General features: G+C 61.8%; 9 protein-coding genes and 1 riboswitch. All 9 genes read left to right on the top strand.

The features are described from left to right. Positions 1–3: 3 nt before the first annotated feature. The 9 genes from EFQ99_RS21755 to atzF all read left to right on the top strand — a co-directional run bounded on the left by EFQ99_RS21755 (position 4) and on the right by atzF (position 11,900). Entirely contained in the window at positions 4–1,449 is a 1,446-nt protein-coding gene (locus tag EFQ99_RS21755) for an HlyD family type I secretion periplasmic adaptor subunit (RefSeq protein ID WP_126923294.1), read from the top strand. 7 nt (positions 1,450–1,456) lie between these two features. Next, complete coding sequence (locus EFQ99_RS21750) at positions 1,457–1,735, top strand: transposase (protein WP_245441556.1); 279 nt, start codon at positions 1,457–1,459, stop codon at positions 1,733–1,735. 371 nt (positions 1,736–2,106) lie between these two features. After that, positions 2,107–2,218, top strand: a riboswitch (guanidine-I (ykkC/yxkD leader). Between the two features lie 74 nt (positions 2,219–2,292). Then, positions 2,293–3,366 carry a putative urea ABC transporter substrate-binding protein gene (locus EFQ99_RS21745; RefSeq protein ID WP_126923292.1) on the top strand — a complete coding sequence of 358 codons (1,074 nt, stop codon included), beginning with the start codon at positions 2,293–2,295 and terminating at the stop codon, positions 3,364–3,366. Positions 3,367–3,424: 58 nt separating this feature from the next. Then, positions 3,425–4,243: an ABC transporter permease gene (locus EFQ99_RS21740; protein ID WP_126923291.1), complete on the top strand. Its 819-nt coding sequence runs from the start codon at positions 3,425–3,427 to the stop codon at positions 4,241–4,243. Further along, a complete protein-coding gene (locus EFQ99_RS21735; protein WP_126923290.1) occupies positions 4,240–5,064 on the top strand; it encodes an ABC transporter ATP-binding protein in 825 nt (274 codons plus the stop codon). Before EFQ99_RS21740 ends, EFQ99_RS21735 begins: the two co-directional genes overlap by 4 nt. Continuing rightward, entirely contained in the window at positions 5,061–5,882 is an 822-nt protein-coding gene (locus tag EFQ99_RS21730; protein ID WP_126923289.1) for an urea amidolyase associated protein UAAP1, read from the top strand. Before EFQ99_RS21735 ends, EFQ99_RS21730 begins: the two co-directional genes overlap by 4 nt. A 10-nt stretch (positions 5,883–5,892) precedes the next feature. Beyond that, positions 5,893–6,543 (top strand): urea amidolyase associated protein UAAP2, encoded by a 651-nt coding sequence (locus EFQ99_RS21725; RefSeq protein ID WP_126923288.1) that lies wholly within the window; start codon positions 5,893–5,895, stop codon positions 6,541–6,543. 2 nt (positions 6,544–6,545) lie between these two features. After that, positions 6,546–10,085, top strand: a complete 3,540-nt coding sequence (gene uca, locus EFQ99_RS21720; protein WP_126923287.1) for an urea carboxylase — start codon at positions 6,546–6,548, stop codon at positions 10,083–10,085. 3 nt (positions 10,086–10,088) lie between these two features. After that, on the top strand, positions 10,089–11,900 hold the full coding sequence (gene atzF, locus EFQ99_RS21715; protein WP_126923286.1) for an allophanate hydrolase: 1,812 nt from the start codon (positions 10,089–10,091) through the stop codon (positions 11,898–11,900). Positions 11,901–11,937 lie beyond the last annotated feature (37 nt).

Genomic DNA, 11,937 nt, shown 5'->3' with positions numbered 1-11,937 from the left:
GCCGTGACCCTTGTTCAATTGAACGCAACGCGGGCGAGATTTTCAGATTCGTCAGGGACGGGTCAGCGATTGCCTCAACAACCGACGGCGACATCCAGGCGACAGACGGTCTATTTGCCGGTGATCGAAGCGAAACAGCGCGGACCCGCCCCCCCATCGCCCATGCCGCGGCTCAGAGGCGTTGTTTGGATGGGCAATATGCTAATCCTCGTCTTTATCGTCGGATTGGGGATCTGGTCGGTTCTGGCGCCGCTGAAAAGCGCTGCGGTCGCATCGGGCGTCATCGAACCGGAATCCAGCCGTAAGACCATTCAGCATCTGGAAGGCGGGATCGTGCGACGGATCCTCGTCAAAAACGGCGATGCTGTCATGGCCGGGCAAATCGTAATCGAGCTCGACGATACGAAATCTCGCTCGGAGCGCGACAGCATTCAAGGGCAACTTTGGGACGCCGAAGGAAGCCGTGCCCGCCTGCTTGCGGAGCAGACGGGCGGCGACCATGTCGCCTATCCTGAGGATCTCAGGGCAGCCATGGACAGATATCCTTCGGTCGGCGCGATTCTGATCGGTCAACAGAAAATCTTCGAAGCCCGTCGCCGGGTCATGCAGGCGGAAATTCAGATCGCCAATGAAAAAATCGCGCAGGTGCGGCAGGAAATCGTCGGACTTGGCGCGCAGAAGGCCGCACTGACCGACAGGGCCACAATATCGAGCCAGGAACTGGCTCAGGTTACGGCCCTCAACGCCAAGGGACTGGAAACAAGGAGCAGACTTCTCAACCTCCAGCGGGAAAAAGCAGATCTTGATGGCCAGCAGGGTCAAGTCGAGGCACAGATCTCTCGTGCCTATCAGGTGATCAGCGAGTCACAGGCCGATCTCGCGAAGCTTGAGAGCGACCGGTTGAGCGAAGTCGCCCAAGGCATGCGCGATACGGAAAGCCGGATCATGCAACTGCGCGAGCGCTTGCGGGCGATTGACGACCAGCTTTCAAGGACCGATATCCGCGCTCCCGAAGGTGGAACAATCATGAACCTGCGCATCCACACGGCCGGCGGCGTGGTCGGCGCCGGTGAACCGCTCGTCGATCTCTTGCCACGCGCCGATCGCCTTGTCGTCTCCGCCCACGTCAGGCCGGAAGACATTAATCTCGTCCACGCGGGGCTCGAGGCACAGGTTCACCTTCTTCCCTACAATCAGCGGCGCGTTCCGCTCCTTAAAGGCCAGGTCGAATATGTTTCGGCGGACCGTCTCATCGATGCACAGAGCGGCCAGCCCTACTTTGCCGCGACAATCCGTGTCACGGACGAGCGGTTGGCGAAAATGAAAGATGTCGAACTGGTCGCGGGCATGCCCGCACAGACACTGATCGAAACGGGCAAAAGCAGCGTGGCGCTCTATGCTATCAGGCCCCTCCTCGACAGTTTCAACAGAGCATTTCGTGAGGACTGAAGCGGTGATGGGCAAGAGAAAATTCGACGACGACCAGATTACGGTCATTCTGAAAGAGCACCAGGCCGGAGTAACGGTGGCAGATGTTTGCCACAAGCACGGCATCAGCGAACCGACCTTCTATCGGTGGCAATCCTTGCAGTTCGGAAATGCCGGACTCCATGCCAAAAGGTTGAGAGCACTGGAGGAAGAGAACCAGAAGCTCAAGAAGCTTTTGGCCGAATCCATGCTCTCGGCGGCAACCCTGAGCGAGATGCTGGCGAAGGCATCGAAAGGGCGGAACTGACCTCTGAACAAAGGGGTTTGTTGGCCGCCTTTTCGAACCAACGCGGCAATGTCGGCTTGGTCTAGTGGCTGCATAGTGGCCCCGATTCTGACGGAAACCACATACTTCGTTTTGTGCGAGGTTCGCAACGGTCGGACGAGCGCATCGATGGGGATGGTCGCAGGAGGTCATTGTTGCACGCGCCAGCAACGGTTCCGTGCCTCAGCGGCCGTCAGCCACGCACCAGAACTACCGCCCTGGCGCATCGCGCCGATCAGCGCTCAAATATTAAGCAAATGCCGTAGAGTGTACACAGTACAACGACGACCTGGAAACGGCGATTAGAAAAATCAATGAGTTATAAGGTGGCACACCTCTTGCAAGGAATTTGCTGAGTTGGTGGCTAGGGTTCCGGCGTTTTCAAAAAGCGCGACTGGTCCGAGAGCTACTACCGGCGGGGGAGAAATCCTGTCGGGTGCACGGCGGGACAAAAGCCCGGGAGACCTCGTAAGCCAAGGGATTGGCGGCACGATGGTCATTGCCGATCCCTTTTGAAGAAAAGCAAAAGGGGAATTTCAATGCAGACTTTTTCGAAGATCCTTTCCATCGCCGCCCTTTCCGCTTCCCTGGCGCTCGGATTTAGCTCCATCGCCAAGGCTGAGCAGAAGACCGAATTCAAGGTCGCCTGGTCCATCTATGTCGGCTGGATGCCCTGGGGCTATGCAGCTGACCACGGCATCGTCAAGAAATGGGCCGACAAGTACAGCATCAAGATCGATGTCACCCAATTCAACGACTACGTGGAGTCGATGAACCAGTATACGGCTGGCGCCTTCGATGCCGTGACGCTGACCAATATGGACGGGTTGTCGATCCCGGCGGCCGGCGGCGTCGATACGACCGCCGTCATCGTCGGCGACTTCTCGAACGGCAATGACGCAGTCATCCTGAAGGACAAGGCGAGCCTTGCCGATATCAAGGGCCAGAACGTCAATCTCGTCGAATTCTCCGTCTCGCACTATCTGCTGGCCCGAGCGCTCGAAAGCATCAAGCTGACCGAGCGCGACGTGAAGGTAGTCAACACGTCCGATGCCGACATGGTCGCTGCCTACAAGACTGCCGATGTCTCCGCCGTTGTCACCTGGAACCCGCTGGTCTCGACCATCCTCGAAGATCCCACAGCCAAGAAGGTTTTTGACAGCTCGCAGGTGCCGGGCGAAATCATCGACCTGATGGTCGCCAATAGTGGCGTGCTCAAGGACAATCCGAATTTCGGCAAGGCGCTCGCCGGCATCTGGTATGAGACGGCTGCCCTGCTGCGTGCCGATACTGCAGAAGGCAAGGCGGCTCGCGAGGCCATGGGCTCTGCATCGGGCACGGATCTCGCCGGTTTCGAAGCCCAGCTTGCCGCGACCAAGCTGTTCGACAAGCCGGCCGATGCCGTCGCCTTCACCGCCTCGCCCAGCCTGCCGAAGACCATGGATCTGGTGCGCAACTTCCTTTTCCAGAAGGGGCTGCTCGGCAATGGCGCGCCGTCCGCTGACGTCATCGGCATCGAAATGCCCGATGGCAAGGTGCTGGGCGATACCGGCAACGTGAAGCTCCGCTTCACCGAGACCTACATGAAGGCAGCCGCCGACGCTTCGCTCTGACCGCAATGGTGGCGCGGCTTACCCCGCGCCCCTTCCCTTCACCAGCGGAGCATTTCCCATGCGTTGGATCAACACGAGGCCGAGCCGGGGCACGCAGTTTGCCTTGATGCTGCTGCCCTTCGTGCTGCTTGCCCTTGCCTATGCCTTCGGCTCGGCCGCACGACTTGCGGAAAACGCCAATGACAAGCTTCTGCCGAGCCTTGCCGGCTTTGCCGATGCGATCAACCGTCTGGCCTTCGTCGCCGACCAGCGCACCGGCGAGTTTTTGCTCTGGTCGGATACGGGCGCAAGCCTGGTTCGCCTGCTTTCCGGACTCGGGATCTCCACGGCGATCGCGCTCATTATCGGCATGCTGATCGGCATGCTGCCTTATCTCAGGGCGCTGCTCGCCCCGTTCATTGCCGTCATTTCGATGGTTCCGCCGCTGGCGCTGTTGCCGATCCTCTTCATCGTCATGGGTCTCGGTGAGACTTCGAAGATCGCCCTCATCGTCATTGGCGTCGCTCCAACGATGATCCGCGACCTGGCGCTGAAGGCGCTGGAATTGCCGCGTGAGCAGATCGTCAAGGCCGAGACGCTTGGCGGCTCCTCCTGGCAGATCGGCCTGCGCGTCGTGCTGCCGCAGATCCTGCCGCGGTTGATCACCTGCCTCAGGCTGCAGCTCGGCCCAGCCTGGCTGTTCCTGATTGCTGCCGAGGCGATCTCGTCGGATTCCGGCCTCGGCTACCGCATCTTCCTCGTCCGCCGCTATCTCTCGATGGATATCATCTTTCCCTATGTCGTCTGGATCACCCTGCTCGCGGTGGTCATGAATGCCCTGCTCGATCGCCTGCGTATCGCCGTCTTTCCCTGGTCGGAGCTGGAGAAGCAGGCATGAGCGAATTGAAGATCGAAAGGGTCTGGAAGGAATATGGCGATCAGATCGTGCTCGAAAACGTGTCCTTGACCGTCGCCTCGCGTGCTTTCGTTGCCCTTGTCGGCCCCTCCGGCTGCGGTAAGACCACCTTCCTGCGCATGTTGCTCGGCCAGGAGCAACCGACGAAGGGCAAGATCCTGCTCGACGGCGAGCCCCTGCCGCCGGAGCCGGGACCGGATCGCGGCGTCGTCTTCCAGCGCTACTCCGTGTTTCCGCATTTGACGGTGCTCGGCAATGTGCTGCTCGGCAAGGAATTGTCCGCTGCGCGCTACAAGGCCAAGCTTTTCGGCGCCGCACGCCGCAACGCCATTGAAGAAGCACGCGAGCTGATCTCCGAGGTCGGGCTCGCCGGTTCGGAGAACAAATATCCGGCCCAGCTTTCCGGCGGCATGCAACAGCGCCTTGCGCTTGCCCAGGCGCTCATCATGAAGCCGAAGGTGCTCCTGCTCGATGAGCCTTTCGGCGCGCTCGATCCCGGCATTCGTGCCGAAATCCACACGCTGATGAAGCGGCTCTGGCACGAAACGCAGATGACCGTCGTCATGGTCACCCATGACATGCGCGAAGCCTTTACGCTGGCAAGCCGCGTCGTCGCCTTCGAGCGACGTCGAGACCGGCCGGAAGAAAAGGAGCGCTACGGCGCCACCATCACCAAGGATATTTCCATCTGGCCGCCGCGCCTTGCCGGCCAGTCATCGATCTTCAGCCCCGACCGGGACGGCCCGGTCGCTTCCCTGGGGCAACGCCAGGACGACCTGGCACCGTCAGGAGAGAAGCCGTGAAGCATGTGAGACGCTCGCCCGAAGAGATCGCCGCCAACCGTGCGCGCTACGAGGAGCATCAGAAGAAGGGGCTGGAATTCGCGCCGAAAGCCCTGCCCGGCCTGAGCCCGTTGCCGGCACCGGGCATCGAAACCGCCGCCGTCATCCACCAGGAGATCATTCCGGGCGGCTGGTACTGGTCGACGAAGCTTTTGCGCGGCGAGGCAATCCGCATCGATCAGGCGGAGGGCAATTCTACCGTGGCGCTCGTCGCCTGGAATGCCGAGGATACAAGCGAGCGGATCAATCTCGTCGATACTGCCAAGGTTCAGTGGACGACGGCACTCGGCAAGGGTCGGGTGATCTTCTCCGATATGGGCCGTGTCATGTTCTCGATGATCGAGGATAGTTCCGGCGCCCATGACTGCCTGATGGGCGGCTCGACGGCTGCCTCGAACGCGGCGAAATATCCGGGTGAAAAGACACGCAACACCCGTGACAACCTCGTTCTCGTTGCCGGCAAGCTCGGCCTCGACCGTCGCGATATTTCCGGCATCCTTAATCTCTTCGCGCCGGTGCGCCTTGCCGAGGCCGGCGGTTTCGGCTGGCAGGGCAAGCGCTCCAACAGCGGCGATTATGTCGAGCTGCGTGCCGAGATGGACATGCTGGTCGGCCTTTCCAATTGCCCGCATCCGCTCGATCCCGATCCCAGCTATCAGCCGAAACCTGTTGTCATCACCCGCTACAAGGCGGCACTCCCGGCTGCGGATGATCTTTGCCGAACGGCTAGTGCCGAAGCCGTGCGCGGTTTCGAAAACAACGCCCTGATGCAGGCCTGAGGAGAGAACGATGTCCGATTTCATCCAGACCTCCGCTGCCCGTAGCGCGGAAACCGCCGTTCAGGATCATTTCATCGCGGCGGAAGCCCCATGGTCCGGCCTCGTGCGCAAGGGCCAGACGATCCGAATCGAAGACAGTTACGGCCAGCAGGCTATCGACACGCTCTTCTACCGTGCGGATGATTTCTCCGAGCGTTATTCCAACCAGGATACGATGCGCATGCAAGGTGCCGCCTATGTCGGCATCGGGACCAAGATTATGTCGAGCGAAGGCAATGTCATGCTGACCATGACGGCCGATAGCTGCGGCCGCCACGATACCTCGGCCGGCGCGTGCTCCTGCGAGAGCAATACGGTGCGCTTCGGCCACGGCACGAAATATCTGCATGCCTGCCGCGACAACTTTCTGCTCGAAGTTTCGAAACACGGCATGGGCAAGCGCGATATCGTGCCGAACATCAACTTCTTCATGAACGTGCCGATCCAGCCGACCGGCGAGATGACGATCGTCGACGGCATCTCCGCGCCGGGCGACTATGTCGAACTCGTCGCCGAGATGGACGTGCTCTGCGTCATCTCCAACTGCCCGCAGATCAATAATCCCTGCAATGGTTTCGACCCGACGCCGATCCGTGTGCTGATCTGGGATGGCGAGGACTGAGCATGTTCAAGAAAGTCCTGATCGCCAACCGGGGCGAGATCGCTATCCGGGTCATCAAGACCCTGCGACGGATGGGGATTGCCTCCGTCGCCGTCTATTCCGATGCCGACCGCTTCGCCAAACCCGCGATGATGGCCGACGAAGCTGTGCGCCTCGGGCCGGCGCCGGCCAGCGAAAGCTATCTCAATATCGATGCCGTCATCGCCGCCTGCAAGGCGACGGGGGCAGAGGCGGTTCATCCCGGCTATGGCTTCCTGTCGGAAAACATCGGTTTTGCAGAGCGGCTTGCCGCCGAAGGCATCGCCTTCATCGGCCCCCGGCCGGAACACCTCTCGGCCTTCGGCCTGAAACACACGGCGCGCGAACTCGCCAAGGCGAGCGGTGTGCCGCTGCTGCCCGGCACCGGCCTGTTGTCGAACGCCGATGAGGCGCTCTCGGCAGCAGGAACGATCGGCTATCCCGTGATGCTGAAAAGCACGGCCGGCGGCGGTGGCATCGGCATGCAGCTCTGCGCCGATGCTGAAGGCCTGAAGGCTTCCTTCGAAAGCGTGCAACGCACCGCGCGGGCAAGCTTTGGCGATGCGCGCGTCTATATCGAGCGTTTCGTGGCAGAGGCCCGGCACGTCGAGGTGCAGATCTTCGGCAATGGCAAAGGCAAGGTCATCGCGCTCGGCGAGCGCGACTGCTCGCTGCAGCGGCGAAACCAGAAGGTCGTCGAGGAGACCCCTGCCCCGGGTCTTTCGGACGCGGTCCGCGCCCGTCTGCACAAGGCAGCCGTCGATCTCGGCTCGGCGGTCTCCTACGAATCCGCCGGTACCGTCGAATTCATCTATGATCCCGTCCGCGAGGAATTCTACTTCCTCGAGGTGAACACCCGCCTGCAGGTCGAACATCCCGTCACCGAAGCCGTGTTCGGCATCGACCTTGTCGAATGGATGATCCGTCAGGCCGCCGGCGAGGACGTGCTCTCAAGCACCGAATATCTACAGCCGAAGGGCGCGGCCATCGAAGTGCGCGTCTATGCCGAGATGCCGCATGCCGATTTCCGCCCGAGCGCCGGCCTGCTGACGGAGGTTGTCTTTCCGGAGGATGTCCGTATTGACGGCTGGATCGAGACAGGCACGGAGGTGACGCCTTTCTACGACCCCATGCTCGCCAAGCTGATCGTTTCCGCTGAAGATCGCCCGGCGGCAATCGAGAAGCTGAAGGCGGCACTGTCCCGCACGTCGATATCGGGCATCGAGACCAATCTCGACTATCTCAGCGCCATCGCCGGCTCCGAGCTGCTTGCCAGCGGTAAAGTCGCGACGACAGCGCTGCGTGACTTTTCCTTCGTGCCTGACGTTATCGAGGTGATCGCCCCGGGCGCACAATCGAGCATTCAGGAATTGCCGGGCCGGCTTGGGCTCTGGCACGTCGGCGTGCCGCCGAGTGGCCCGATGGACGAGCGCTCTTTCCGCCATGCCAACCGCCTCGTCGGCAATGGCGATATGGTCGCGGCACTGGAGCTGACAGTTGCCGGTCCGGTCCTGAAATTCCATACCGATACGGTGGTGGCCCTTGCCGGCGCGAGGATGGCGATGAGCGTCGACGGCGAGAAACTGCCGCATGACGAAGCCGTCACCATCCGCGCTGGCCAGATCCTCTCGATCGGCAGCATCGATGGACCGGGACAGCGGGCTTATCTCGCTGTGGCGGGCGGTTTTGCTGCCCCCGTCGTGCTCGGCTCACGCGCCACGTTCGGGCTCGGCCAATTCGGCGGCAATGCCACCGGCACGCTGAAAACAGGCCATGTGCTGCACCTTGCCCGTCAGGCCGCCGCCGAACCGCCGAAGCCGGCAACCGAGCCGGCAGAGCTGGCGCGCGAATGGAATGTCGGCGTTCTCTACGGTCCGCATGGCGCGCCCGATTTCTTTCAGGAAGGCGATATCGAGACGCTGTTTTCAACGAGCTACGAGGTGCATTTCAACAGCGCCCGCACTGGCGTACGCCTGATCGGCCCCGCACCGAAATGGGCGCGCAGCGATGGCGGCGAAGCCGGCCTTCACCCCTCCAACCTGCATGACAATGCCTATGCGATCGGCGCGATCGATTTCACCGGCGATATGCCGATCATCCTCGGGCCGGACGGGCCAAGCCTTGGCGGCTTCGTCTGCCCGGCGGTCATCGCTCGCGACGAGCAGTGGAAGATGGGCCAGTTCAAGCCGGGCGATCGCATCCGCTTCCATCCCGTTGCGCGACCAGACGATCCGATTGCAGGACCGGTCGTGCATCGGGCGAAGGAGGAAACAGCCTCGCCTGTTATCGGCAAGCGCGACGACGGGCCCGTCTCGGTCGTCTATCGCCGCCAGGGCGATGACAATCTGCTGGTCGAATACGGGCCGATGTCGCTCGATATCGCCCTGCGGCTCAGGGTGCACCTACTTATGCAGGCTGTATCGCAGGCCCGCCTGCCCGGTATCATCGATCTCACGCCCGGCATCCGCTCGCTGCAGATCCACTATGACGGTACGTCGCTCACGCGTAAACGCCTGCTCGGCCTGCTCGCCGAGATCGAGGCGAGCCTGCCGGCAGCCCAGGACGTCAAGGTGCCGAGCCGCATCGTGCATCTGCCGCTGTCCTGGAACGATCCGGATGCGGAACTTGCCATGCGCAAGTATCAGGAACTCGTGCGGCCGAACGCGCCCTGGTGCCCTGATAACATCGAGTTCATCCGCCGCATCAATGGGCTGGCCGACGCACAGGCCGTGCGCGACGTCGTCTTCGACGCCAGCTATCTCGTCCTCGGCCTTGGCGATGTCTATCTCGGCGCACCGGTCGCCACCCCGGTCGATCCGCGCCATCGGCTGGTGACGACGAAGTACAATCCGGCCCGCACCTGGACGCCGGAAAACGCCGTCGGCATTGGCGGGGCCTATATGTGCATCTATGGCATGGAGGGTCCCGGCGGCTATCAGCTCTTCGGCCGTACCATACAGGTCTGGAATACCTGGCGGCAGACGCCGGTCTTTGCCAAAGACAAGCCCTGGCTGCTCGATTTCTTCGATCAGATCCGCTTCTTCCCTGTCAGCCATCAGGAATTGGCCGAAGCGCGCAGCGCCTTCCCGCATGGCGGATATCCGGTCAGGATCGAGGAAACGGAATTCTCCTACGCGGCCTACGAACGGGAATTGCAGGCGAATGCTGCCTCGATCGGGACCTTCAAGGCGCGCCAGCAGGCCGCCTTCGATGCCGAGCGCCAACGCTGGAAGGAGGCGGGCCTCGACAGCTTCGTCACCGACGAAGGCACCGGGGAAGGCCCGGATGGAGATATCCCAGAGGGATGCTTCGGCGTTGCCAGCGCCGTGCCCGGCAATATCTGGAAACTGCTGGTCGAACCGGGCGCACCGGTTGCGGCCGGAGACACGCTTGCCATCATCGAATCCATGAAAATGGAAATCAACGTCACTGCACATGCTCCGGGCCGCGTTCGCGACCTGCGTGCCGGGCCCGGACGAAACGTCAAAGCGGGCGATATCATTGTAGTTCTGGAGGAATGCTGACCCATGCTGCCGACCATTCTTGATCTGACCAGCCTTCGCGCAGCCTATGAGGCAGGCAAAAGCCCGCTCGATATCATCGAGATCGTCATTGCCCGTCGGGCTGCCTCGAGGGATCCCGCCATCTTCATCACGCCGACGCCTGACGACATATTGCGGACCGAAGCGCGCGCCCTGATGGAGCGCGCACCGCAGCCGAACAGCCTGCCGCTTTGGGGCATTCCCTTCGCGGTAAAGGACAATATCGACGTAGCGGGCCTGCCGACGACAGCTGCCTGCCCCGCTTTTTCCTACCAGCCGGAGAAGGACGCAACCGTCGTTGCGAGGCTGCGGGCTGCGGGCGCAATCGTCATCGGCAAGACCAATCTCGATCAGTTTGCGACCGGTCTTAATGGTACACGCTCGCCCTACGGAGCGCCGCGCTCGGTCTTCGACAAGAACTATGTGTCGGGCGGCTCGAGCTCCGGCTCGGCGGTTACCGTCGCCTCGGGCTTGGTAAGCTTCGCGCTCGGCACGGACACGGCCGGCTCCGGTCGCGTGCCGGCGGCTTTCAACAATCTCGTCGGCATCAAACCGACGCCGGGGCTGGTGCCGAATGTCGGGGTCGTGCCTGCCTGCCGCAGCGTCGATGTCGTCACCGTCTTTGCCCCAACGGTCGGCGACGGCGTCGCGATCCGCAGGGTGATGGAGGGCTATGATGCCGCCGATCCATTCTCGCGAAAGGCGGCTCCCTCCAGCCTGCCCGCCTCGGGTCTGCGGATCGGTGTGCTCGACGGAGCCGAGCGGGAATTCTTCGGCAACAGGCATGTCGAAGCTCTCTATGACGCCGCGATCGAAAGGGCGCGCGCACTAGGCGCCACCATCGTTCCCTTCGACTACGCGCCGTTCCGCGAGGCGGCTGAACTGCTCTACAACGGCCCCTGGGTCGCCGAACGGCTGGCGGCGGTGAAGGATTTTCTAGCCACGAATGCCGCCGACTTCGACCCGACGGTTCGCACCATCATCGAGGGCGCGAAAGCCTATGACGCGGTCGCCGCTTTCGAAGGCAGATACAAGCTCGAAGCGCTGCGCCAGAAGACGGGGGAAGAATGGGAAAAGGTTGACGTCCTGATGCTGCCGACCTCGCCGACCACCTACACGGTCGAAGAAATGATGGCGGATCCGATTGTGAAAAACGGCCATTTCGGCAGGTACACCAACTTCGTCAATCTGCTCGATTGCGCGGCGATCGCCGTTCCAGCCGGCTTCGACGCCAGCGGTCATCTTCCGGCGGGCGTGACTCTAATCGGGCCTGCCTTCACCGATGACGCCCTTGCTCCCTTCGCCGATGCCATGCATCGGACCTTGAACGCAGGAATGGGCAAGGACCGCCTGACGACAATACCCGAGGCAAGTCGCGTGCCGTCGGCCGATGACGGCTTGGTACCGATCGTCGTCGTCGGGGCGCATCTTACCGGCATGCCTCTCAATCACGAACTGACCCGGCCGGGCGGCAGGCACATCAAATCCTGCCGCACCGCACCGGATTACCGCCTGTTCGTTCTGCCCGATACCGTGCCGCCGAAGCCAGGTCTGGTCCGCGAACCCGGTTTTGATGGCAAGGGCCTCGAAGTTGAGGTCTGGAAAGTCACTCCGGAAGCTTTCGGGCGCTTTGTCCAGAACATCCCGGCCCCGCTCGGCATCGGGAAGGTAACGCTCGATGACGGCTCCCAAATCTCAGGTTTTCTCTGCGAAGCTCACGCAATCGAAGGCGCGCGCGAAATCACCCAATTGGGAGGCTGGCGCGCCTATGTCACGGGTCAAAGTATCCGGAAATGAGCATGAAGGATCGTCTCAGAAAAATCCTCCTGGCGAT

It is taken from the genome of Rhizobium vallis, from assembly GCF_003985155.1.
Classification (GTDB): Bacteria; Pseudomonadota; Alphaproteobacteria; order Rhizobiales; family Rhizobiaceae; genus Rhizobium; species Rhizobium vallis.
Note: the sequence above shows the minus strand (reverse complement) of the source record. Positions and strands in the feature narration are given on the sequence as shown.

What these genes read in the sequence shown, in the direction of transcription:
- EFQ99_RS21725 (WP_126923288.1), top strand. Translation starts at nt 5,893, where the DNA reads ATGTCCGATTTCATCCAGACCTCCGCTGCCCGTAGCGCGGAAACCGCC.
- EFQ99_RS21740 (WP_126923291.1), top strand. Translation starts at nt 3,425, where the DNA reads ATGCGTTGGATCAACACGAGGCCGAGCCGGGGCACGCAGTTTGCCTTG.
- EFQ99_RS21735 (WP_126923290.1), top strand. Translation starts at nt 4,240, where the DNA reads ATGAGCGAATTGAAGATCGAAAGGGTCTGGAAGGAATATGGCGATCAG.
- uca (WP_126923287.1), top strand. Translation starts at nt 6,546, where the DNA reads ATGTTCAAGAAAGTCCTGATCGCCAACCGGGGCGAGATCGCTATCCGG.
- atzF (WP_126923286.1), top strand. Translation starts at nt 10,089, where the DNA reads ATGCTGCCGACCATTCTTGATCTGACCAGCCTTCGCGCAGCCTATGAG.
- EFQ99_RS21745 (WP_126923292.1), top strand. Translation starts at nt 2,293, where the DNA reads ATGCAGACTTTTTCGAAGATCCTTTCCATCGCCGCCCTTTCCGCTTCC.
- EFQ99_RS21750 (WP_245441556.1), top strand. Translation starts at nt 1,457, where the DNA reads ATGGGCAAGAGAAAATTCGACGACGACCAGATTACGGTCATTCTGAAA.